The following is a 25741-nucleotide window of genomic DNA, read 5'->3' on the forward strand; positions in this document are numbered from 1 at the left end:
GGGGAAATTTCATTATGTTAACAGATTATCAATTATTACGTATTCCAGGACCAACACCAATCCCACCGAGTGTAGAAAGAGCGATGACAAAACCGATGATCGGGCACCGTGGTAACGAAACTAGTCAGATGATTCAAAATATTAAGCCAAAACTGAAAAAAGTATTCGGAACAGAGCAAGATGTCATGATGTTAACAGGTAGTGGCACTTCTTGTTTAGAAGCTGCAATCGTCAATGTTGTACATCCAGGTGACAAGGTACTTGTCGTTGCAACTGGTGTATTCGGAAACCGTTTCACAAAAATTTGTGAAGCATACCAAATCGATGTAGAGGAGTTCCACGTTGAATGGGGTACAGCACTTGACCCAGAGGCTGTAAAAGCACATGTTCAAGCAAACCCAGAAATTAAAGCCGTATTCTCTACTTACTGTGAAACATCTACAGGTGTCTTAAATCCTGTTGGTCGTTTAGCACAAGCGGTACATGAAGTATCTGAAGCACTTGTCATCATTGATGGTGTATCTTGTATGGCGGGTGTTGAAACGAAGATGGATGAATGGGGATTAGATATTGTTGTAACAGGTGCTCAAAAAGCATTAATGTTACCAGCTGGTCTTGGCTTTGTAGCTGCAAGCGAACGCGCTTGGAAAGTGATCGAATCAAATCCAAAACGCGGTTTCTACTTAGACTTAACAAAATACCGCGATAACTTAGCAAAAGATACGACACCATTTACACCTGCTCTATCTCTACTATTCGGCTTAGAGCAAGTTCTTGAAAATTTAGAAACAGAAGGTCTTGAAAATGTATATGCACGTCACCGCTTAATGCGCGATATGACACGTGCTGCTTTCAAAGCACTAGATGTTCCACTATTCACAAAAGATGAAGATGGTTCTCCAACTGTAACATCTTTAAAACCAATTGACTTCGATGCAGAAGCATTCCGTAAAGAAATCAAAGGAAGCTTCAATCTAACAGTTGCTGGTGGACAAGCTGACTTAAAGGGTAAAATCTTCCGCGTTGGTCACATGGGTTACTGCGCACCAACGGACGTACTTCAATATTTAGCTGCAATGGAAATTGCATTAGTAAAAGTAGGCAAGAAAATTCAATTAGGTGCTGGTGTAGCTGCTGCACAGCAGGTATATCTTGAACAAACACAACAACGTGAATTAGAAGGAGCGAAATAATCATGGCAATTAATATTTTAATTAGCGATCCACTAAGCGAAGATGGGATTTACCCTCTTCGCCAAGAACAAGAATTAGATTTAAATATCGTTAGTAATACAGGTTTAGCACCTGAAGAACTAAAAGCAATCATCAAAGACTTCGACGTACTACTTGTTCGTTCTCAAACGAAAGTAACGCGCGAAATTATTGAAGCTGCTGACAATTTAAAATTAATTGGTCGTGCTGGTGTTGGTGTTGATAATATCGACTTAGAAGCTGCAACAGAAAAGGGGATTATCGTTGTCAACGCTCCAGACGGTAATACAAACTCTGCTGCTGAACATACAACAGCAATGATTATGGCACTAGCTCGTCATATTCCACATGCTTACCAATCTTTAATGGAAGGTCGCTGGGATCGTAAAAAATTCGTTGGTGTTGAATTAAAGAATAAAACACTTGGTGTTGTCGGTTTTGGTCGTATTGGTCAAGAAGTGGCTCATCGCGCAAAAGGTAATCGTATGAACGTCATCGCTTATGACCCATTCTTAACAGCTGAAAAGGCAGAAAAAGCGGGTGTTGATTACGGTTCTGTAGAAGATGTCGCAAAAGTGGCTGACTTCATCACAGTCCACACACCATTACTTGATTCTACACGTCATATGATTAACGAAAATATTTTTAATATTATGAAAGATGGCGTACGTATCATCAACTGTGCACGCGGTGGAATCATTGATGAAGAAGCTCTTTATGCAGCAATCGAGTCTGGTAAAGTAGCTGGCGCAGCACTTGACGTAATGGAAGAAGAACCTTTCGTAGGAAACAAATTATTAGACTTGCCACAAGTCATTGCAACACCTCACTTAGGTGCTTCTACAATTGAAGCACAAGAGTCAGTTGCAGTAGATGTAAGTAACGATATTTTAAGTTACTTCAAACATGGTACAGTTTTAAATCCTGTGAACATGCCATCTGTTCCTAAAGATATGGTCGCAAAAGTAGAACCATTCTTCGAACTAGGCGATAAAATTGGTAAATTAGTTTCTCATTTAACAGACGAACCAATTAACGAAGTCAATATCTATTACTCTGGTGATTTAGCAAACTTCGATGTTCGTCCATTAACGAATAATACAGTAAAAGGAATTTTAACGCGTAACTTAGGTAATCACGTAAATAACGTAAACGCACGTTACCTAGCGGATCGTAATGATATTAAAATTAACGAGCATAAATCAACACGTGCAAAAGCATTCTTAAACTCAATTACAGTTGAGTTAGTAACAAACAATACAACACATAAAGTAAAGGGTACGCTACTTGCTGGACTTGGCGCACGTATTGTACAAATTGATGACTATAATGTAGATATTAATCCAGAAGGACATATCTTATTCATTAAACATACAGATAAACCAGGTGCAATCGGTTTAGTTGGTACACTACTTGCAGATCAAAATATTAATATCGCAACGATGCAAGTTGGACGTGCAATTGAAGGTGGGGATGCCATCATGGTACTTTCAGTTGACCACGTAGTTGAATATGTTGACTTCTTAAAACAACAAAAAAATATTTTCGAAGTAAAAGCAATTACACTATAAATCATTTTCACAAAGGTAATGAGAGGAGACGCAATAACGCGCCTCCTCTTTTTTTGCCATCATAAAGAGGATTACACATAAGCGTAATCCCCATCTTTTATTGTTTCATTTTATATAGACATACTGCAATTGTAAGTAACAACGACACAAAGACAATACGTTTCTTTTTACGACTTCGATTCATATTTCTTCCAATTCCTCCTCATGTCATTATAGAACGTGACACAAAAAAGAAAGTTTCTATTAAGCTTCAATAATTGCTTTTAATTCGCGCAAGTTCTGAATTTCATATGTAGGAATAACCGTATCAGAAGGTGCTTTATGTTCGCGATTAATCCATACATTCTTCATACCGATACGTGATGAACCTAAAATATCAGTCATTAAATTATCGCCAACCATAATTCCTTCTTTTGCTGAAATATCGGCTTTTTCTAATACATATTCAAAAATAGAAGCATCTGGCTTTCCTTTACCAAAATCACCTGAAATAATAATATGATCAAAATATGGAACTAACTCAGGTGTGATTTCTAATTTTGTATTTTGTAGACTTGGCGCACCATTTGTTAATAATACTAATTGGTATTTGCCTTTTAATTGCTCTAATACTTCAAACGTTTCCTCATATACAAAAGGACTTCTTTTACGCGCTTCAATAAAATATTCACCTAACATCTCACCAAGCTGCTCATCTTCAATACCATATGCTTTTAATCCTTGTGTCCAAGCATCTTTACGATATTGGGGTACAATTGTTTTCATCTTTTGGAATGAAGGTGTTGGATCGTCGAATGTCCCCCACATGCCTTCGAAAGGATTAATACCAATCATTTGTGTGTAATCGTAGACTTCATAACTTGTGTATAATTTTCTCGCTGCCGCACGAACAGCCGCCTCTAACTCCTGAACATTCACTTCTCCATCCACATGTTTTGCTGCTTCTTCACATGTTAAACGAAAAGCTTCCGCTATACTTTTTTGGTCCCATAATAGCGTATCATCTAAATCAAAAATAACTGTTGTAATCGTCATATTAACGCCCCTATATCATTCATTTTTCTCTCTTTATTGTACTATATTTTACAATACAAACGACATGAATTCAGAAAATTACAATAGATTTTTATGAATAAAATTAAAAAAACGAACGAAAAACGTAACATTCAAACTAATGAATAACGTTTTCGTTCGTTTAGGCATTAATAATCAATAATATGTCCTTTTTCTGTTTCGGTTTTCCACACTTGGATTTGTTCGTCCGTTCCAAATACGTAGTGACCTGGGTAAACTTCATGCGTCGTTTGAGCAGCACTTATCCCTTCTTGTATATAAGGAATTCTTATTCTTTTTGCTTCGGATATTGGATCTGGTAATGGGATTGCTGACAGTAAAGATTTTGTATAGGGATGGATCGGATGATTGTAAATGGCATCGGCATCGCCAAGTTCAACAATCTTTCCATGATGCATGACAGCGATTCGATCGCTAATATATTTCACCATTGATAAATCATGTGCAATAAATAAAAAGGTTAAATTGCGTTCTTTTTGTAATTTTTTTAAGAGGTTCACGACTTGTGCTTGAATCGATACATCAAGTGCTGAGATGGGTTCATCTGCGATAATAAAGCTCGGATCTAAACTGAGTGCGCGTGCGATCCCAATACGCTGGCGCTGACCACCTGAGAATTCATGTGCATAACGCCCTGCATGCTCACGATTCAAACCTACTGCTTCGAGTAATTGACCAATAACTTCTTTACGCTTCTTTTTATCTTTATGCATACCATGAATATCAAAACCTTCTGCGATAATCTCGCCGGCTGTCATACGTGGATTGAGTGATGCATACGGATCTTGGAAAATCATTTGCATCTCTTTATTAAACGCCATCTGTGATTGTCGATTTTTTCGCCCATGTACATTCTCATCGCGAAATCGTACTTCGCCACCTGTAATATCATATAGACGAATAATCGAGCGCCCTGTTGTCGATTTTCCAGAACCCGATTCACCAACTAATCCTAGCGTCTCTCCTTCATACACTTCAAAACTAATATCATCGACTGCTTTAACTGTGCCGAAATATTGTTTTAAATTGCGTACCTCTAGAATTTTATTCGCCATCTACTGTTCTCCCTTCTGCAAGTATCCATCAATTCGTTTTTGTACTTCTTCTGGAATCGGAACATTCGGTGCATCAGGATGAAGAAGCCATGTTTTCGCAAAATGAGTTGGCGTTACTTCAAACATTGGCGAATCTTTTTCATAATCAATTGCCATCGCAAACTCATTACGTGCTGCAAAGGCATCACCTTTTGGTGGATTAATCAAATCTGGTGGTGAACCTGGAATCGTACGTAATAACTCATCTGATTTATTATCTAAATCAGGCATTGAACCGAGTAATCCCCATGTATATGGATGACGTGGGTTATAGAAGATTTCATTCGCTGTACCATACTCAACAATTTGCCCTGCATACATCACTGCCACATAATCTGCCACATTCGCCACAACACCTAAATCATGTGTAATGAAGATAATGGACGTATTACTATTACGCTGAATTTCTTTCATCAATTCAATAATTTGTGCTTGAATCGTTACATCAAGCGCTGTTGTTGGCTCATCTGCAATCAAAAGTTTTGGATCTGCTGCAAGTGCAATCGCAATTACAACACGTTGACGCATACCGCCTGAAAATTCATGAGGATATTGAGAAAAACGCTTTTCAGGATATGGAATTCCTACTTCATCAAGTAATTCAATCGCGCGCTTTTTAGCACCCTCTTTTGAGAAGTTCTTTTTATGTTTTAAAATCACTTCCATGATCTGTTTTCCAACTTTCATCGTTGGATTTAAAGCAGTCATAGGGTCCTGGAAAATCATCGCCATTTCATTGCCGCGTATTTTCGTCATCTCTTTTTCAGTTAACTTGACTAAGTCACGACCATCAAAGAGGATTTCTCCTTCTGCATAAATACCTGGAGGTTGCGGAATGAGCTTCATTAAAGCATTACTCGTTACAGACTTCCCAGAACCTGACTCACCTACAATTGCTAACGTTTTACCTTTTGCAATTGTAAAGTTCACACCACGTACAGCTTGTACTGTACCTGCATTCGTCTTAAAGTTAATCTTCAAATTTTTGACTTCTAAAATGATTTCATCCATATAAAACACTCCCTTATTTACGTAGTTTTGGATCGAGTGCATCACGCAGTCCATCACCAATGGCATTAAAAGCAAAAATCGTTAGTGAAATAAAAATTGCTGGGAAAATCAGTCTCCAAGGCGCTGTATCAATCGCATTATTACCATCTGATGCCATCGTTCCCCAACTTGCTTGTGGTTGTGGTACACCTAGACCGATATAGCTTAAAAATGACTCTGTAAAAATAGCATTTGGGATTGTTAATGTCATTGTTACGATAATCGCACCGAGAGCATTTGGAATAAGATGTCGCATAATGAGATGTCCTATACTTGCGCCAAGTGTTCTCGCCGCGAGTACATACTCCTGATTTTTAATGGAGAGTACTTCTCCACGCACAATTCGCGCCATATTCACCCAACCTGTAATGGAGAGAGCGATAATCATTGGTAACAAACCCGGTTGTAGTACAACAAGTAAGATAATGACAACTAATAAATACGGAACAGCTGTTAAAACGTCTGCAATACGCATCATAATATCATCTACTCGACCACCTACAAGTCCTGAAATTGCACCCCAAGCGACACCGATAATTAAGTCAATGACTGCAGCGGCTAAACCAATAAATAATGAAATACGTGCTCCGTACCAAATACGTGTAAATACGTCACGTCCTAAATCATCTGTTCCAAACCAGTTTTTTGAGCTTGGTGGTTCATTAAACTTCCCTAAAATTTGGTCATATTTATAAGGAGATAGCATGGGTGCAAAAATCGCCATGAGTGCAATCAAGATAATTATAATTACCCCAATTACAGCCAATTTATTATGAGAAAAGCGAATCCATACTTCTTTCCAAAAGGAAATGGATTTATCAGCTAATTGTTCATTTTTACGTTCGTCGACACCGACGATTTTAAATTTTTCTGGTGGGATTAGTTGCGTCATGATTTTTTCGCTCCTTTCAACTTGATACGAGGATCAATGAATCCGTATAAAATATCAACGATGAGAACACCTAGGAGTAAAATAATCGAATAGAAAACAGTTGTACCCATGATGACTGTATAATCACGGTTTGTAATTGAGGTAACGAAATATTTACCGAGTCCAGGAATTGCAAAAATCTGTTCCACGATAAAACTGCCTGTAATAACTCCGGCAAAAAGAGGTCCTAAATATGTGACAACTGGGAGAAGTGCATTACGGAGGGTATGTTTGAAGACGGTTGTCCACTTTCCAATACCTTTGGCGCGAGCCATTTTAACATACTCAGAACTGTTTTGTTCTAACATGCTGGAACGTGTTAATTTTGCGATGAAGCCCATATGGGTAATCGCAATGGAGAGGGCGGGTAATATACTGTACGCAAAGCCATTCCATCCGCTGATAGGTAGCCAGCCTGCTTTGAGTCCAATAAAATATTGTAAAAGTCCTGCAAGAATAAATGACGGGACGGATATACCGAGTACAGCAATGGTCGTACCTAAATAGTCTGGGAATTTATTGTGATAGAGGGCGGTGACGACACCGATTAATACGCCTAAACCAACTGCAAGTAGCATGGCTTCAACGCCGAGTGTGAGTGATACTGGGAAACTTTCTGCAATCATATCATTTGTGGAGCGGTCTTTGTATTTCATGGATTGACCAAAATCAAATTGTGCAGTGGAGATGAGGTAATCTTTGTATTGAATGTACCAGGGGTTATTGAGTCCATATTCTTCATTCATTGCTTTTTCAATTTCAGGTGGCAAACTTTTTTCGCTTGCGAAGGGACTACCAGGCGCGATACGCATTAGGAAGAATGTGATTGTTACAATAACAAATAGTGCAACAAGAATATAAGCAAACCTTTTCAAAATATATTGAAGCATCTTTCTACCTCCTTCTATTTTTGAATAAAACAAGAGGCTACGCTTAATCGAATCCTCGACTAAGAGTAGCCCTCTTGTGTGAAGCCTAATAAGTGAGGTTCACTTATTATTTTTCAATTTTAACATCTTTTAAGCTGATTTCACCAAGGCGGTTAGGCGCCATGTCTTTAACGTAATCTTTTTCAACCCAAAGGTTTGTGTAATAGTAGATTGGTGCTACTGGGAATTCAGTCATAAGAATTTTCTCAGCTTTTTTCATAAGCTCTTCGCGTTTCGCTTCGTCAGTTTCTTTCGTAGCTTGCGTCATTAGAGATTTGTATTCTTTGTTTTCCCAACCAGTGTCGTTGTTACCGTTCTTAGCAGTGTCATAACGCTCTAAGAATGTGTAAGGATCGTTGTAATCAGCAATCCAACCTAGACGACCTACATCATAATCTAATGAAGAAATCTTATCTAGATATACTTGCCACTCAGCATTATCAATTTTAACGTTGATACCTAAGTTTTTAGTCCATCCTTCTTGAATGTACTGTGCGATTGCAGCATGTGCTTCAGAAGTGTTGATTGAGATACCGATTGTGATATCTTTTGCATCTTTAATACCTAATTCTTTCATACCTTCAGCAAGAGCTTTTTTAGCGCCTTCTACATCGTTATCTTTGATGTAACCGCGATCTGTTTCAAAGCCTTTGATTGCTTTTGGAACCATACCTAAAGCTGGTGTTTGCTCACCTTTTACAACGTTATCGATTAAACCTTGACGGTCAATTGATAATGTTAAAGCTTTACGGATGTTTTCGTTCTTAGTGAATTTACCTTTTGTATTGAATTTATACTCGTAAATAGCAGCATAGTCTTCAATTTTAAGTGATTTATCTTTTTTGTAACCATCGATTGCATCAAGTGGAACTGTTTGGAATGGAGAACCTAGGAAATCAATGTCACCGCTCTTGAACATACGGTTAGCAGTTGCTTCTGATTCAACCATTTTAATATCTACAGTACTTAGAGATACGTTTTCTTTATCCCAGTACGTGTCGTTCTTTTTAAGAGTAATTGAGTCTGAATGTTTCCAATCAGATAAAGTGAATGGTCCGTTTGATACGTAACCTTTACCGCCTTCAGCTGACCATTTTGCATTTTTCTTAGCTTCTTTTTCATTTACTGGCATTGCAGTGTAGAATGCAGTAATTTCAGTGAAGTAAGGAGTTGGATTTTCTAACTTAACTACTAATGTTTTATCATCTTTTACAGTGATACCAACATCAGAATCTTTACCTTTACCTTCGTTGAATGCTTGAGCACCTTTGATTGGGTATAGGATTGACGCATACTCAGAAGCGTTCTTTGGATCTAATGCATACATCCAAGCGTATTTGAAATCGCCTGCTGTTACAGTGTCACCATTTGACCATTTTGAATCACGTAATGTGAATGTGTAAGTTAATTTGTCATCGCTTACATCAATTTTCTCAGCAGCTGCTGGTTGCACATTACCGTCTTTATCAACGCGAGTTAAACCTTCGAATACTGAACGTAAAATTGCGCCTGATGTACTGTCTGTTGCTTTTTGTGGATTTAAGCTTGGTGGTTCAGATGGAATAACTAAGTTTAGTTGTTCATTTGAATCCTTACCGTTGTCTGAGTCTTTGCCGCCGCTTTCATCTTTGTCTTTACCGCCAAAGCCGCAAGCTGCAAGGACTAGCATTACTGCTGATAATAATACAAGCAGTAGTGACTTTTTCTTCATAAATGAAGCCCCCTTTATTGAAATTATTCTTCCAAGTAGAAAAATAGCTACCTTGTATAGCTATTAATATAATATCAAAATGTATAGAAAATTAAAAACATTATCTTTTAATTTTTCAAAAAAATTAAAATAATTGTAAGTTTCTATTTTTTCTAACATCTATGACCGAGTTAAAAACAAAAAAACACCATTATTTTGAATGCGCTTTTATCCTCAAAAGTAATAAAGTACTTCATCACATTAGATAATTGATTCAATGAAACGAAAATAAAATCCATTATATACCATTTTTAAGTTATCTATTAACTAGTTAATTAAAAAAGTATGTTGGTAATTTATTTTCACATTCTAATGTTTCGCACAACAAAACTTCTCATTTATATTGTAATAATGAGAATATATAGTGAAGAAGTCACTTTTTTTTAAAAGCGACTTCTTACTATTATATTGTTATATTTATGGACGCCATCTCTTTAATTGCTCTTCTGTTCCATAAACAAAATGACCTGGGAATACTTCATGTGTTTTTCCACCTTCGCCTACTTCCTCATGTTCATAAGGAATTCGTACACGTGTCGCTTCTGTTTTTGGATCTGGCAATGGAATAGCTGATAATAATGACTTTGTATATGGATGTACAGGATGATAGTAAATATCTTCTGCTGTACCTAGTTCAACAATTTTACCACGGCGCATTACAGCGATACGATCACTGATGTATTTCACCATTGATAGATCATGCGCGATAAATAAATATGTTAAATCACGCTCTTTTTGTAATTGCTTTAATAAGTTTACCACCTGTGCTTGAATTGAAACGTCTAATGCAGAAATTGGTTCATCTGCAATAATAAAGCTAGGGTCTAAGCTTAATGCGCGTGCAATACCGATACGTTGACGTTGACCGCCTGAGAATTCATGTGCATAACGCCCCGCATGTTCGCGATTTAAACCTACTGCCTCTAGTAATTCTCCAATAACTTCTTTACGCTTCTTTTTATCTTTGTGCATGCCATGGATATCAAAACCCTCTGCGATAATCTCGCCTGCTGTCATACGTGGATTTAATGATGCATAAGGATCTTGGAAAATCATTTGCATTTCTTTATTGAATTGTTGTAATTCTTTTTTCGATTTTTTACCATGAATATTTTGACCTTTGAAGATAATTTCTCCACCTGTAATGTCATATAGACGGATAATCGAACGACCTGTTGTTGATTTTCCACAACCTGATTCACCTACAAGACCAAGTGTTTCACCTTTATAAACATCGAAACTAATTCCATCGACTGCTCTAATCGAACCAAAATGTTGTTGTAAATTTTTAACCTCTAAAATTTTCTCAGACATATTGCTCGACCTCCTCACCTAAATAACCTTTAATGCGTTTTGCAACAGCTTCAGGTAATTCTACTTTTGGCGCATCTGGATGTAGTAACCATGTTTTCGCGAAGTGTGTTGGTGATACTTGGAACATTGGTGGCTCTTCTTCATAATCAATTTGCATCGCAAACTCATTTCGTGCTGCAAATGCATCACCTTTTGGTGGATTTGTTAAGTCTGGTGGTGAGCCTGGAATCGTACGTAATAACTCATCTGCATTATTATCTAAATCAGGCATCGAACCAAGTAATCCCCATGTATAAGGATGTTTAGGATTATAGAAAATTTCATTCACTGTACCATATTCTACAATTTGTCCAGCGTACATAACTGCTACACGATCAGCTACATTCGCTACAACACCTAAATCATGCGTGATGAAGATGATTGATGTATTACGCTCTTTTTGAATTTTCTTCATTAATTCAATAATTTGCGCTTGAATTGTTACGTCTAGTGCTGTTGTTGGTTCATCTGCAATAAGTAGTTTTGGTTCTGCTGCTAATGCAATGGCGATTACCACACGCTGACGCATGCCACCAGAAAATTCATGTGGATATTGCGAGAAGCGCTGTTCTGGATAAGGAATCCCGACTTCATCTAATAATTCAATCGCACGTTTTTTTGCTTCTGCACGCGACGTATTTTTATTATGTTTCAGAATAACTTCTGTAATCTGCTTTCCAACTTTCATCGTTGGGTTTAGTGCTGTCATTGGATCTTGGAAAATCATTGCAATGTCATTTCCGCGAATTTTTGACATTTGTTTTTCAGTCAGTGGAATTAAATCACGACCTTCAAACAAAATTTGACCATCTGCATAGATGCCTGGTGGTTGTGGAATCAGTTTCATCAATGCATTACTCGTTACAGATTTCCCTGAACCTGACTCACCTACAATGGCAAGTGTCTCACCTTGTTTCAAATCGAAGTTTACACCACGTACGGCATGTACAAGACCTGCATACGTTTTGAAATTTATTTTTAAATTTTTAACTTCTAAAATGGTTTCAGCCATTTTCCACACCTCCTATTTACGTAGTTTTGGATCGAGTGCATCACGCAAACCGTCACCGACTGCATTGAATGCAAAGATTGTTAATGAAATGAAAATTGCTGGGAAGATTAAACGCCAAGGTGCTGTATCAATCGCATTGTTCCCGTCTGATGCCATTGTTCCCCAACTTGCTTGTGGTTGTGGTACACCTAAACCGATATAACTCAAGAATGACTCTGTGAAGATGGCATTTGGAATTGTTAATGTCATCGTTACGATAATCGCACCAAGTGCATTTGGTACTAAGTGACGCATAATTAAATGTCCTGTACTTGCGCCAAGTGTGCGGGCAGCAAGAACATACTCTTGATTTTTAATAGATAATACTTCACCACGTACGATACGCGCCATGTTTACCCAACCTGTAATCGACAGTGCGATAATCATTGGTAGTAAACCTGGTTGTAAAACAACAAGTAAGATAATAACAACTAATAGATAAGGTACTGCTGTTAGTACATCTGCAATACGCATCATAATATCATCGACTTTACCGCCTACAAGACCAGCGATTGAGCCCCATGCAACACCGATAATTAAATCGATTACTGCTGCTGCCAGACCGATAAATAATGAAATACGTGCTCCGTACCAAATACGTGTAAATACATCACGACCTAAGTCATCTGTACCAAACCAGTTTTTTGCGCTAGGCGCTTCATTAAAGCGACCAAGAATTTCATCATATTTATAAGGTGATAACATCGGTGCAAAAATAGCCATTAAAGCAATAATTGCAATGACAATCATCCCTACTACTGCAAGCTTATTATGAGAGAAGCGAATCCATACTTCTTTCCAGAACGATACCGACTTATCGGCTAAGCGTTCACTTTTCTTTTCATCTACACCGACAATTTTGAATTTTTCTTTTGGAATTGGTTGTGTCATGATTTTTTCGCTCCTTTCAGCTTGATACGTGGATCGATGAATCCGTATAAAATATCAACAATTAATACACCTAGTAATAAGATGATTGAATAGAATACTGTCGTACCCATAATAACTGTGTAGTCACGGTTTGTAATCGATGTTACGAAATACTTACCTAATCCTGGAATCGCAAAGATTTGTTCCACGATGAAACTACCAGTGATAACCCCTGCAAATAGTGGTCCTAAGTACGTAACAACAGGTAATAATGCATTACGAAGTGTATGCTTGAATACTGTTGTCCATTTACCAAGTCCTTTTGCACGCGCCATTTTCACATATTCAGAATGATTTTGTTCTAACATACTAGAACGTGTTAATTTTGCGATGAAGCCCATATGCGTAATGGCAATTGAGAGGGCTGGTAATATACTATATGCAAAGCCATTCCAACCACTAATCGGTAACCAACCTGCTTTTAAACCGACAAAATATTGTAAAAGACCTGCCAAGATAAAGGATGGGACGGATATACCGAGTACGGCAATTGTCGTACCGAGGTAATCTGGGAATTTATTATGATAGAGTGCTGTGACAACACCGATTAAGACACCAAGTCCTACTGCAAGTAACATCGCTTCTACTCCAAGTGTTAAAGATACTGGGAAACTTTCCGCGATCATATCGTTTGTTGAACGATCCTTATACTTCATTGATTGACCGAAGTCGAATTGTGCTGTTGAAATTAAATAATCTTTATATTGGATATACCACGGATTGTCTAAGCCGTATTCAGCATTCATTGCTTTTTCAATCTCAGGTGGTAAACTCTTCTCACTCGCAAACGGGCTACCCGGTGCGATACGCATTAAGAAGAATGTAATTGTTACAATTACGAATAATGCCACTAAAATATATCCAAGACGTTTTAAAATATACTTTAACATGTTATAGCCTCCCCTTATTTCTTAATTAAAAGATGGGCTGTTCAGAAGTTAACACTCCTAAGCAGCCCCAGTATGGTGTTCATCTGTCACCACACGCACTGACCTTACATTATGTCACTCACTTACAGACATAGCCCCTATTCCATGTCCCCATAAAACCTTTGCGTTATTACCATGATCAGCAGTTGTTATACACAATGAACAATGTATTCGCATCATTGCCACTCGATTCACCCCATGCGACCAACTTGATAATCAAAATTATTATCTTTGATTATTCACGTATGTTTACTACCCTCTTTTTTCTATACTTCTGTTAAAAATGTACTACGTTCATCTACGTTTCGTTTATGTAAAAAATATCCGTCTCTATAGATATGTAGAAGTTGCATAACTAACTTGTATAAAGTAAGTGAATAAAAAGAATAGAACCATTCGCAAATAGCATGTTATTACTATAGCAAAACAATTTTAAGAAAAAAAGAAGTTGAAAGAATATTTTCAACTTGCACACAATTATATCTTTTCTAAATTAACATACTTATTTATCCAATTCTAATTTCTCTTGTATTTTTATTAGAAAAAAGAGTTCAAAATCGTCAAATAAATAATAAATATACCATAAAATAATTATTTATAAATATTTAATTATTCAGACTAATGTTGTATGGATAAAAAATAGTTCGTACACTAATTCGTTAAAGTATTGATTTTTTAGTGTAATTTGTGTCTTTTTATCTATTTTTAAACTATAAGAATATTTTAAAAATTCGTATTTTCTTAAATAATTGATTTCTCACACAATTTTTAAGAAAAATGCTTTTTTTAGCACATTTTATTCTTTTTATACGTTTTTTTAGTTTTTTCAATATAGTAAGCCTTCAAAATATCCTAAAAATAAAAAAAGACTATATACTTTTAATATAAAGTCTTTTTTAAAAAGTAAAAGATATTTTAGATAAGCACTTTTTCACTTCAGCAAGCAAAAGTGGTTGGTTTTCACATAAATCGAGGCGAATATATAAACTCCGTAAAAGAGACTTGCAATTTTTATACAAATTCCAATAGTTCATATGTGTCATCTTTTCTTTTTGTCCTTCTAAAAATGCAGGTACTCTTTCTAAAAAATCAATGATTTTTTGCTCTGAAAAGCCTTTTTCTAACAGTAATTGAATAAAGTCTACTGTTATTTCTTCTTCATCATACTGATAGATTATCTGTGCTGTAAAAATTTTATTCATGACTGTTTGAAAAATCTGCGTATATTCTGCTGGATCTAGACGTGTATTTTGAACAATTGCATACAATGCTTCTAGACTAAAACGAACACTATTCACCCATCCCATATCCTCCGTATAAAAACGATAATCTTGTTCAAGATTAGTGTAGAGAATCACTTCTCTTTTAAGCAAATCAAATGTGTCGTGCGATAAAAAAACATCTTTTACATCTCTCTCTACTAATTCTTTAATAACATACATCGAAAATGCACGAGTCATTTTATAACGTGTGACAGTATCCCCGATTTCTTTATATAAATGTTCTTCATCAACACATTTTTTGGCTAATGCTTCTAAGGCCGATTCTGTTAGATGATATTGAACCATCTCTGACAAGAGGGGTTCTATTAACTTCTCTTTCAATTCAATATCGGTTGTTTGTATATGATCAAACATCTCTCGAACAACGTTGTTAACATCTATTTCATTCCATTCAATATCTTGTTGTTGAATTTGGATTAAGTAAGATTTCAAACTTTCTTCTGTCATGCGCGATCCCTCCCACTTTTTCGTAGGATTCAAACTACGATTTGAGTCATAACACTTTATACCTTAATAAATATTGGATTAAACACCACGTTATGACATTCTATTGAAAAGAAATTTGCTGTAAACACTTTTGAAGTGATTTTTGCGGTCTATTTAAAGCTTCTTCCATTGTTATTTCTTTCGTGATAATTTCATGTATTTCGTCAAAGTAAATAGCGAGCATATCTTTATTTTCAACTTTCCCAGAAATCAACATCGTCTTTTTATTTTTTAGCTTTGTTTGATATGCAATTTGAAAAGGCGCTTTACCTTCCAATGTTTGACGATCTGTTTTTCCCTCTCCTGTAATGACCCAATCTGCCTGTTGAAGATGTTGCTCGAATTGCTGTTCTTTCAATACAAGCTCTGCACCTGATACCATTGTTGTATTGAAGAAAGCTAATAACGCTGCCCCAATACCTCCTGCTGCACCTGCTCCTTGTTCATTCATGACACTTTTTTTAGTTTTACTTTCATATAAGCGACCCACATGATTCATATACGTATCATATTCTTCGAAATCTTCTTTTGATAATCCTTTTTGCTCCGAAAAAACATGCGTTGCTCCTTGTTCACCACATAAAGGGTTGGTTACATCGGAAGCAATCGTTACATGAAGCTCTGTGGGTATATGCATCTGGTGCGTATCAACTGTATCAATGTCATGTAGCTTAGGAATTTCCAACTTTTCACCTTGCGCGTTATAAAACTTTGCACCTAGTGCGGCAAGCATACCTGTTCCTCCATCATTTGTTGCACTCCCACCAATACCAATCACAATTTCGCTTAACCCCTTTTCAATTGCTAAATGAATCAGTTGTCCAACACCATATGTCGTTGTGATTTTAGGATTTAATTGCTCGACTGAAAGTAGCATTAAACCTGCACACTGCGCCATCTCAATAATCATTTTTCCATCTTTTATGCCGTACATAACTTCTATTGGCTCGGCTATTGGATTCAGTACAGTATGGTGAAATCGTTCTTCCTCTGAAGTCATCGCCTCTAAAAAGCCCTCTCCTCCATCTGACATAATCATCCTTTTTACTTCATGTTGTGGATTTTGTTTTATAATCTCTTGTTCAATTAAGTTGGCGACTTCTTGTGAACTTAACGTCCCTTTAAATGAATCGGGTACAACTAAATAATGACTCATATCCATCCCCCTTTTTTGTAATATCTCCATCGTATCGAAAAAAGATTAAAAAAAGCAAAAATTAAAAAGAAGCCATAACATTTGTTATCACTTCTTTTCGATTCTATTTACTTTTTACGCCATACATATCATTTAAAAGTTCAATCTTCTTATTAATTGAATCTTCATACGTCATAATATAGGCAGCTGGCTCTTTTGGATTATGGTACTGTTCAATCTTACCTGTATCAGCATGAACAAACTTGCTTGAAGCCCCGCAACCGAGACCAATGATGGTTTGAACCTCTTCCATAATGGCTATATTGTATATACTTTCCTCTCCAGGCTTAGAATAGCCGATATTTTCTAAGTTGCCGACGATATTTTTTTGTCTATACAAATAGTACGGTACATAATTATTTTCAGCTGTCCATTCTTTTGCACGATTCATCATCTTCTCAGCTGTTTGACGATCCGCTACTTTGTAACGATCACGATTATGTGTCATTTCGGAAGCACGTTTGAATGAGAGTGTATGAACAGTCAATGATTCTGGCTGCATTTTTGCTGTTTCTTCAATAGAATGTTCGAACTCCTCCATTCCCTCATTTGGTAATCCAATAATTAAATCCATATTGATATTATTCATTCCCTCTTTACGAGCTAACCAAAATTTATCAATCGTTTCTTGTACAGTATGATGGCGACCAATCGCTTTTAATGTTTCATCTGTATAAGATTGTGGATTTACACTAATACGGTCAATTCCCCATTTACGCAGTACTGCTAACTTCTCTTCGGTAATCGTATCTGGTCTTCCTGCTTCAACAGTTACTTCACGAATTGTTTCAGGATTTGGGAATGAACGATACATCGTCTCATATAGCGCATCCATTTCTTCTGCTTCAATCGAAGTCGGTGTCCCGCCGCCCCAATAGACTGATGTAATCTTCATATTATTTTCAGTCAGCCACTGCCCCATTCGTTCAATCTCAATATGCAAACCATCTAAAAAGGTAGCTACGCGACCTTTTTTACGGTTACTTTGAATTGCATAAGCAGGGAATGTACAATAGGCGCATTTTGTTGGACAAAATGGAATACCAATATAGATACTCACCTCATTACCAATTGTATCTAAATCAGGGATTGTCACTAGTTGTCTTTCTACAATTTTTTCCATCAAATCTACTTTTTCATTTGATAATCTAAATTCTGTCACTAGTTTGTTTCTTATTTCCTCTTTAGATAGACCATTTCTCCTAAAGTTGTGATACAATTTGGTCGGACGCACCCCTGTAAGGATACCCCACTTCTGATAAATATTTGTCATTTTTTCAAGGTTTTCTAATAAAACGTGCGAAACCGCTCGCTTCAAGCGGATATTAACACCACGTTTATCTGCATCCTCTTCATATGTTTGGGTAAATTCACTTACAAACTGTTTATCGTCAACTACTAATGTTGATGTTGCAGAAACTGTGAAGTCCTCCGAAATATCATACATAAACGATACATGCACATCTGCTGATTCATTCTTTGTTGTTACTTTAGAATCCTCAAAGAATAAATTACAAATATGCGTAATAACACGAATCCAATCTTGTGGATACGTTTGATCTAGAGCAATCAATTTCATTTATTTTGCACTTCTTTCTTTTTAATTATTTACATACTTTTATTACACAAAAGGAGATGATGATTCATGCCAAAATTCACAAGGAAATCAATCACACATCAACTAGAGGATCATATGACAAAAGAAATACCATATGTTCTTATCGCTTCAGATTTAAATCATTCGATTCAAACACAAATTCAAATGATTCAACTGACAGTCGATGACCTAGCTATTTTACGCGTTATGCGCCCTATCGTACAAGACAATATCGATTATATTGTAGCAAACTTTTATGACAATCTCGAAAAGGAACCTTCGCTAGGTAGAATCATCCGTGATCATAGTACAATCACACGCTTACAACAAACATTAAAAAAGCATATTATCGAAATGTTTGATGGTGTTATTAACGAGAATTTTTTACAAAAGCGTTATCGAATTGCTACCGTACACTCGCACATTGGCTTAGAACCAAAATGGTATATGAGTGCTTTCCAAGACTTATTAAATTATTTTTCAAATTTGGTGCAAACAACATTGTACCCATCTGAAGAACAATTTAAAATGTTAATAGCTGTTTCTAAAATTTTAAACTTTGAACAGCAAATTGTTTTAGAATCATATGAAATTCATCATCAAGAAGAATTAAAACAAGAAAATAATCGTCAAGCTGAAATGATGGGTGTAATACGCGATAACTCCGTTTCATTAAGTGAAATGACACATCAAACTAACAATGATTTAATTCATATGATGACGGTACTAAGTCAACTTGAAGAACTTTCGAGTAATAACTCCGCATTGGCGGAAGAAGTACGTGAAGCTGCTATTAAAGAGCAAGAACAATTAAAAGAAACAGAGCAAAACTCTGAACAATTGCAAGAAACGATGCATACAATTCAAGAAAGTGTTAATCAACTTCACACATTGAATAAAAAAGTGTCGTCCATCGCACAAATGATTACACAAATTGCAAATCAAACGAACCTACTCGCATTGAATGCTTCTATTGAAGCAGCACGCGCTGGCGAACATGGACGTGGATTTGCGGTTGTTGCTGAAGAAGTGAGAAAACTAGCTGAAAGTACAAAAGTGTCGCTTAGTGAGGTCGATCAAATTTTATCTGAATCCTACGATAAGACCGAAAACATTTCTGAAATTTCTAAAAATTTACAATCGTTAATTCATCAGTCAAGTGAAAAAGTAATGGCAACAGGTAGTTCATTCTGTAATATTGTCGATCATATGCATCAATTAACTGAACGAAACGATCATCTATTCCAAAGTGTTTCGGAATTAACAGCGAGCGTGAATTCCATTCAACAAAACTCTGAACGTATTCACCAATCTTCTGAAGATTTAGCTGGTATGTAAATTAAAAAATCAGGATGGGACGCTTTCCTTTTTTAGCTTTCACAAAGAAAAACTGGAACCACGCCACAGCGCGATTCCAGTTTTTCTTATGCTCATATGGGATGATGTTTTTACACGTATGACCCATCCCGATTTCTATATTCATTATTCTGCGTCTGGAATACTGTCGTATAGAGTTTGTACAGGTTTAATAATAACGCTTGTAATTTCATTAATTACAGCACTTACTTCCATTTCAGCTAATAGCATTGCATTAATTTTTTCGTTTTGTTGTGCTAATTGAGCTGTTTTTTGAGCGTATTGTAATTCTTCTTCTGATAATTCTTCACCGCTCGCTTGTTTTTCTTGTAATGTTAATTGCATTTTACGGAAGTTTGAGAATAACGCCACTGCATCAGCATCTTTCTTCACTTCTTCAATTGTAAATTCAAGTGCTGTGAATTGTTCTGTTTTACGGAATGTTGCTTCTAATTTGTTTAAATCGTCATAAATATTAACCATGTGTAAAAACTCCTTTGTATTTAAAATGCGACAGCGATAATCCCTTGCACGACACCAATGATTCCACCAAGTAAAAATCCTAGTACGGTAATCATTTTAAATTCGCGCTTTGAGATCCCAAGTACTAAATCTTCAAGTGTTTCTACCGGGAATTTATCGACTTGTTCTCTTACAACATTCTCTAAATCCATACGCGATAAAATATCTTCTAATTTATTTTCTACTTGTGTAAAGGTTGTCTCAACTAATTTTGGATATACATTGTCCTGTAACCATTTTGCACCATCTGGTAAGTAATGTACAAGCGGTAAGTCTAAACGATCTCGAATTGCTAATTGTTCACGTGCATATTTTTGAATGCGTTCCGTTGTAGAAGTGAAATCTAAATCACCTAATAATTGCGGAACTGTTTGAACTTGTAACTTATCCCACTCTTTTTGAAGTAAATTATTAAGCACATGGAATGTCGAATCCGAGCTTAAAAACTTCTTCACTTCTCTTTGAAGCATAGGCACAAGTGATGAACCATCACCAATAAACATCTGAATCATACCGCCGAATGTTCCTTTTGAGCTTAGGAAACCGTCAATTAAGCCTTTAATTGCCTGTTCTCCCTCAACTGTATCAAAGTATTGATCGCCTTTATTCAAAATGTAACGTGAAATTTCTGGAATTTTTGATTCTGCACGTTCTTTCCAACTAGCTGGTAGTAACTGTTCAACTGTCTGTGTAGCTAATACATTTTGCACTTGACCTACTTGTTGAACGATTAAATCATCTAATTTTTTCTCAATCATTTCTGGTGCATGTGAAAGTCCTGCTTGGTCTAACCATTGCTGCAGTGTTTTTTCTTCTGTGAAGATTTTCTCTTTTGTTTGTTGCCCTAACCATTCTAAAACTTTTTCACGCATCGTCGCATTGAAAAACTTTGCTCGGAATGTGTCTGGCGTTAATAAATATTTTACAACTGTTTTTCCAAGTTGCTTCGCTAATTCATCTCGTCTACGTGGAATCAATCCAGGCGTAAATGGTAGTCGTTTTCCCCAGATATAAACTGGATTATGTGGACGAAACAACATTTTAATCGCTAAATGATTTGTCACACCACCGATTAATGAACCAATAACAACCATGAATAGAATTGTAATGACCGTATTCATGTAATCCACCCTTTTCTTTAAACTATCGTTATTATAACAGAGGATACTTTGTTCGGAAAATGAATCGTTTAGAAGTTTTAATTCGCTTTCCCTCCCTCATTCTGTTTATACTAAAAAAAAGGGGGATGAATGATGATTCAACATTTTACATTTGAACGATTATACGCAGGAGAAATGCCTGGTTGGCGTCTTTCTTTCTATTATAATAGAGAAAAGGTGACGGCTCTTTATCATGGAGATGGTGAAATTGAAATCGTGCAACCACAATCTTTTATCATTACTGAACAATTAAAAAAAGATATACATGAATTAATGGTCTTTCATGTATATGACCATTAAATAAAAAAGCAAACGAATCGATTTTCAACCGTTTCGTTTGCTTTTCGTTCATTATAAACTATGCTGTTTATTCCCAGACTGTAATTCATACATTTGACTATAGCGTCCACCTAGTGCAAGTAATTCATCATGCTTTCCACGTTCTACAATTTCACCTGCATCTAATACTAAGATTTGATCAGCATTTTTAATTGTTGAAAGACGGTGCGCAATGATGAATGTTGTACGACCTTTTTTCAAAACATCCATCGCATGTTGAATAATTTCCTCTGTTTCCGAGTCAATATTTGACGTTGCTTCATCTAAAATGAGAATAGCTGGGTCAAATGCAAGCGCACGTGCAAATGATACAAGTTGGCGCTGTCCAGCAGATAATGTACTACCACGCTCGATTACAGGTTCATCTAAACCTTTTGGTAGATTTTTTAGTACACGTTCCCCACCAACCGCAACTAATGCATCTTCTATTTGTTTTCTTGTAATGCGTTCATCATTCAAACTAATATTAGATGCGATTGTTCCTGTAAATAAATACGGGTCTTGTAGTACGATTCCCATATGCTGACGAACGGTCTGTCTCGCATGATTTTCGATATTTTCACCATCAATTTTGATTGTTCCTTTTGAAGCATCATAATAACGGAATAAAAGATTGATAATCGACGACTTTCCTGAACCCGTATGTCCAACTAGAGCAACTGTTTCTCCTGCCTTAGCATCAATTGAAATGTCTTTTAATACATATTCTTCGTTTTTATAAGCAAACCATACATGTTCGAATTGTACGTGACCTTTATAACGTGCGATTTTTTCATCGCTAACGTCTTCTCCACTATAGTCTAGTAATTCAAATACACGTGTCGCTGCAACATTTGCACGCTCTAATCGCGAGAATTGATCGACGATTTGCATGATTGGATTCATTAAACGTGTAATGTACTCAACAAATGCATATAAAATACCTACAGATGCAATCGACGTACCTGTTACTTCAAGTGAACCAAAGTACCAAACGAATGCAATGAGAATGATACTACGGACAACACCTACTAAATTGTGTGATGTAGCAGAATCTAAAAATAATAACTTATTATTGTAGCGAAAATGTTCATCATTAATTTGATTGAACTCATTCTTCATATTCTTCTCTTGCCCATATGCTTGAATAATCGTCATACCATTCATTGATTCATTCAACATACCATTTAAGTCAGATAGTCTTGAACGAATCGCATGATTATATTTCGAAGCATATTTACGGTACACAATCGACCATACAATGAGGATTGGGACAACGATTAATGCGAAGAAGCCCATCCATGTGTTTAAAGAGAACATGATAATAAAAATCCCGATTAATGTCATAAAACTTGCGGCAAATTGTGAGACAACAGTTACGAACAATTCACGAATTGCTTCGGTATCATTTGTAATACGCGACACAACTTTCCCAGCAGGTAGTCGGTCAAAATAGTTAATTGATAGACGTTGTAATTGACCATATACATCTTTACGCATTTTTTGAACAATGCGATTTGAACCGATTTGCAGCATATAAAACTGTGTATATCGGAAAATCGCAAAGATAACAACGGTTCCTAAATAGGCACCTAACATTAAATACAGTGGCTTTACTTCTAATCCAGATTTCGGCATGTTGGCAACATAATTGTCTAAAATATATTTAATAATTAATGGACCTGATAAGTCAGCTCCAACTGATATAGCAAGTAGCACAAGTCCCCAAATCATCGGTTTCTTATAAAGTAGTGCATACTGCCATAATCGTTTACGAACGGGCATCTTATTCGCCCCCTTTTACTTGTTGTAATTTGAATTGTTCTTGGTACCAACCAGGTTGTCCAACCAATTCATCGTGTGTGCCGTACTGAATGACTTCACCATCGTCTACGACAATAATTTTTTCAGCATGTAAAATCGCTGATAATCGATGGGTCACAATAATCGTTGTTTTATCTTTTCGTTCATTTTGAATATTGTCGATAATGCGACTCTCTGTTTTTGCATCCACTGCAGATAGTGAGTCATCTAAAATAAGAATTTCTGGATTACGAATAAATGCACGCGCAATCGAAATCCGTTGTTTTTGCCCACCTGATAACGAGATTCCTTTTTCTCCAACCATCGTATCTAAGCCATCTGGCAGACGTTTTAAATCGTCTTCAAAGTTCGCCATACGAATTGCTCTAGCAATATCTTCTTCTGTTGCATCTGGCTTACCAAAGCGAATGTTATCACGAATTGTACGTGAGAATAGAATGTGACTTTGCGGTACATAGCCAATCCAATTCAGCACTTGCTCCTTATCTTGTAATTGAATCGCTTCATTCGCAATTTCTACGTCCCCTTCACCATGTGGATATTCACGCAATAACTGTTTCACAATCGTCGTTTTACCACTACCTGTCTTTCCGACAATCCCAAGTGTTTCACCACGATGTAATTCAATGTTTACATTCTTTAAATTAAGTGATTTTGATAATGGATATTGGAAGCTTACATCGTTAAATCTAATTGTCGTTGGTGTTTGAACGACCTTTCTTTCTTTAGGGTTCGGAACGTCTTCTTTTTCGTTCAATGTTTCACTCACACGATCCAATGAGGCATTCCCTTGTTGCATCGTATTGATTAATTCACCAATCGCCATCATTGGCCAAACAGCCATACCAAGATAAACGTTGAAAGCGACAAGACTACCTACTGTAATGTCGTTAATCGATACGAGATACGCACCGTATCCAAGTCCAATGACATAACTAAATGCTGTAATGAATTTACTGACAGGTGCGAATAAACCATTTACACGAGATACACGTAAATTCTTTTCAACGACTTCTTCGGTCTTTTGTGCAAACTGCTTTTCCATTTCACGTTCTTGCACATAGGCACGAACAACTCGTACCCCCTCGACTGCTTCTAGTACGCTATCATTCAATTCACCAAATGCTGCTTGAGAGATGGTATAACGTTTATGAATGAATTTGCCAATTTGTTGAAGTGCAATCGCTAATAGTGGTAATGGTAGTAACGCTGCAAGTGTCAGTTTCCAAGAGGTAGTGACACCCATCATAATAATGATGGTTCCAAGATAAAGCGTAGAATCAAGTAACGTCATGATGCCAAAACCAGCTGTTTCAGATACAGCTTGTAAATCATTCGTCGAACGCGCCATTAAATCACCTGTTCGATTACGTTCGTAAAATGGTGGTCGCATCCTCAAGAAATGGTCCATTAATTTCATTCGTAAGTCTTTTTGCAAGACATTTGCGCCGCCAAATAATTGGTACTGCCAAATGAAATTGACAATATACGCTGCAAATAATAAAGCGACAAGTGCGATGATATAATTCCATAACAATTCAGTAGTTAACTCTTTTGTATGAATGGCATCAATTGTATTTCCAATAATTTTAGGTGGGATGACTTCAATAATATTCGCTACCGTTAATAAAATGACGGCAGTTGTATACCTCCCCCAATTCTCTTTAAAAAACCATTTCAGTTTCGTAAATACAGAAAACATGTTTTCTCCTTCTTCCTTTTTACAAATTATCCCTTTAAAAAACAACAAAAAAAGGCGCACACCCTAAGGGCATGCGCCTATATTAGAGTATTGATGTGACACACCAATACAAATAAATACAAAATCGCTACATGTTGTCTTGTAAAGGTATGTGTCCATATGAATAGTTGTGTGTTACTGCAATTGTGTTTACTACTGTTAAGTTATTCATGATTCATACCTCCATTTTTTTATTTCACATTTCGTGTTTCTAAACAATAACATTTCGAATTCCGAATTGTCAACAATTTTTAGAAAAAAAAGATTATTACCATTTCTAGTCTTTACGTAAATATTATTTTTTTATGCCGTTTTTTCTTTATACATACAACTTTCATCCCATAAAAGCAGTTTGATGATTTGAATTTTTTCTAGTTCTATCTTAT

General features: G+C 36.3%; 21 protein-coding genes. 4 read left to right on the forward strand and 17 right to left on the reverse strand.

From position 1 onward, the window contains the following. The first annotated feature begins 14 nt into the window (after window positions 1–14). The gene (locus ACKVQX_RS09790) at window positions 15–1193 is read left to right on the forward strand and encodes an alanine--glyoxylate aminotransferase family protein (RefSeq protein ID WP_087679943.1); all 1179 of its coding nucleotides are present in this window, start codon (window positions 15–17) and stop codon (window positions 1191–1193) included. 2 nt (window positions 1194–1195) lie between these two features. After that, on the forward strand, window positions 1196–2782 hold the full coding sequence (serA, locus tag ACKVQX_RS09795; protein WP_068451064.1) for a phosphoglycerate dehydrogenase: 1587 nt from the start codon (window positions 1196–1198) through the stop codon (window positions 2780–2782). A 243-nt stretch (window positions 2783–3025) separates the two neighbouring features. Here the strand turns inward: serA and ACKVQX_RS09800 are convergent, their stop codons facing one another. The 13 genes from ACKVQX_RS09800 to ACKVQX_RS09860 all read right to left on the reverse strand — a co-directional run bounded on the left by ACKVQX_RS09800 (window position 3026) and on the right by ACKVQX_RS09860 (window position 18416). Continuing rightward, window positions 3026–3817 (reverse strand): HAD family hydrolase, encoded by a 792-nt coding sequence (locus tag ACKVQX_RS09800; RefSeq protein WP_409136269.1) that lies wholly within the window; start codon window positions 3815–3817, stop codon window positions 3026–3028. 167 nt (window positions 3818–3984) lie between these two features. After that, window positions 3985–4911, reverse strand: coding sequence for an ABC transporter ATP-binding protein (locus tag ACKVQX_RS09805; RefSeq protein WP_285215407.1), 927 nt, complete (start codon window positions 4909–4911; stop codon window positions 3985–3987). After that, window positions 4912–5961 carry an ABC transporter ATP-binding protein gene (locus ACKVQX_RS09810; protein ID WP_068451055.1) on the reverse strand — a complete coding sequence of 350 codons (1050 nt, stop codon included), beginning with the start codon at window positions 5959–5961 and terminating at the stop codon, window positions 4912–4914. A 13-nt stretch (window positions 5962–5974) separates the two neighbouring features. After that, a complete protein-coding gene (locus tag ACKVQX_RS09815) occupies window positions 5975–6892 on the reverse strand; it encodes an ABC transporter permease (RefSeq protein WP_368634331.1) in 918 nt (305 codons plus the stop codon). After that, a complete protein-coding gene (locus tag ACKVQX_RS09820) occupies window positions 6889–7821 on the reverse strand; it encodes an ABC transporter permease (RefSeq protein WP_068451049.1) in 933 nt (310 codons plus the stop codon). The genes ACKVQX_RS09815 and ACKVQX_RS09820 overlap by 4 nt, the downstream gene beginning before the upstream one ends. A 106-nt stretch (window positions 7822–7927) precedes the next feature. Then, on the reverse strand, window positions 7928–9571 hold the full coding sequence (locus tag ACKVQX_RS09825) for a peptide ABC transporter substrate-binding protein (RefSeq protein ID WP_068451048.1): 1644 nt from the start codon (window positions 9569–9571) through the stop codon (window positions 7928–7930). Between the two features lie 456 nt (window positions 9572–10027). Further along, complete coding sequence (locus ACKVQX_RS09830; protein ID WP_068451045.1) at window positions 10028–10924, reverse strand: ABC transporter ATP-binding protein; 897 nt, start codon at window positions 10922–10924, stop codon at window positions 10028–10030. Beyond that, complete coding sequence (locus ACKVQX_RS09835; RefSeq protein WP_068451042.1) at window positions 10917–11975, reverse strand: ABC transporter ATP-binding protein; 1059 nt, start codon at window positions 11973–11975, stop codon at window positions 10917–10919. Before ACKVQX_RS09835 ends, ACKVQX_RS09830 begins: the two co-directional genes overlap by 8 nt. Before the next feature lie 12 nt (window positions 11976–11987). After that, on the reverse strand, window positions 11988–12905 hold the full coding sequence (locus ACKVQX_RS09840; protein WP_068451039.1) for an ABC transporter permease: 918 nt from the start codon (window positions 12903–12905) through the stop codon (window positions 11988–11990). After that, window positions 12902–13834, reverse strand: coding sequence for an ABC transporter permease (locus ACKVQX_RS09845; RefSeq protein ID WP_068451036.1), 933 nt, complete (start codon window positions 13832–13834; stop codon window positions 12902–12904). Before ACKVQX_RS09845 ends, ACKVQX_RS09840 begins: the two co-directional genes overlap by 4 nt. A 935-nt stretch (window positions 13835–14769) precedes the next feature. After that, on the reverse strand, window positions 14770–15603 hold the full coding sequence (locus ACKVQX_RS09850) for a DUF2785 domain-containing protein (RefSeq protein WP_068451033.1): 834 nt from the start codon (window positions 15601–15603) through the stop codon (window positions 14770–14772). 100 nt (window positions 15604–15703) lie between these two features. Beyond that, complete coding sequence (locus ACKVQX_RS09855; protein ID WP_368634330.1) at window positions 15704–16798, reverse strand: glycerate kinase; 1095 nt, start codon at window positions 16796–16798, stop codon at window positions 15704–15706. Between the two features lie 103 nt (window positions 16799–16901). Beyond that, window positions 16902–18416 (reverse strand): coproporphyrinogen III oxidase, encoded by a 1515-nt coding sequence (locus tag ACKVQX_RS09860; protein WP_368634329.1) that lies wholly within the window; start codon window positions 18414–18416, stop codon window positions 16902–16904. Window positions 18417–18482: 66 nt separating this feature from the next. Here ACKVQX_RS09860 and ACKVQX_RS09865 point away from each other — a divergent pair, with 66 nt between their 5' ends. Next, the gene (locus ACKVQX_RS09865; protein ID WP_068451024.1) at window positions 18483–19772 is read left to right on the forward strand and encodes a globin-coupled sensor protein; all 1290 of its coding nucleotides are present in this window, start codon (window positions 18483–18485) and stop codon (window positions 19770–19772) included. 144 nt (window positions 19773–19916) lie between these two features. Here the strand turns inward: ACKVQX_RS09865 and ACKVQX_RS09870 are convergent, their stop codons facing one another. Together ACKVQX_RS09870 and ACKVQX_RS09875 are read right to left on the reverse strand one after the other, a co-directional pair. Further along, a complete protein-coding gene (locus ACKVQX_RS09870; protein WP_368634328.1) occupies window positions 19917–20273 on the reverse strand; it encodes a YlbF family regulator in 357 nt (118 codons plus the stop codon). A gap of 20 nt (window positions 20274–20293) precedes the next feature. Beyond that, window positions 20294–21433, reverse strand: coding sequence for a DUF445 domain-containing protein (locus ACKVQX_RS09875; protein ID WP_068451020.1), 1140 nt, complete (start codon window positions 21431–21433; stop codon window positions 20294–20296). A 132-nt stretch (window positions 21434–21565) separates the two neighbouring features. Between ACKVQX_RS09875 and ACKVQX_RS09880 the strand changes: the two genes are divergently transcribed. Further along, entirely contained in the window at window positions 21566–21772 is a 207-nt protein-coding gene (locus ACKVQX_RS09880; RefSeq protein ID WP_068451017.1) for a DUF5342 family protein, read from the forward strand. Between the two features lie 51 nt (window positions 21773–21823). On the opposite strand, the gene ACKVQX_RS09885 is transcribed toward ACKVQX_RS09880, so the two are convergent. Further along, complete coding sequence (locus tag ACKVQX_RS09885; protein WP_285215412.1) at window positions 21824–23575, reverse strand: ABC transporter ATP-binding protein; 1752 nt, start codon at window positions 23573–23575, stop codon at window positions 21824–21826. A 1-nt stretch (window position 23576) separates the two neighbouring features. Then, window positions 23577–25316: an ABC transporter ATP-binding protein gene (locus tag ACKVQX_RS09890; RefSeq protein WP_068451012.1), complete on the reverse strand. Its 1740-nt coding sequence runs from the start codon at window positions 25314–25316 to the stop codon at window positions 23577–23579. Window positions 25317–25741 lie beyond the last annotated feature (425 nt).

Source organism: Kurthia sp. ISK08 (genome assembly GCF_046159805.1).
In the GTDB taxonomy this organism is placed as follows: domain Bacteria; phylum Bacillota; class Bacilli; order Bacillales_A; family Planococcaceae; genus Kurthia; species Kurthia gibsonii.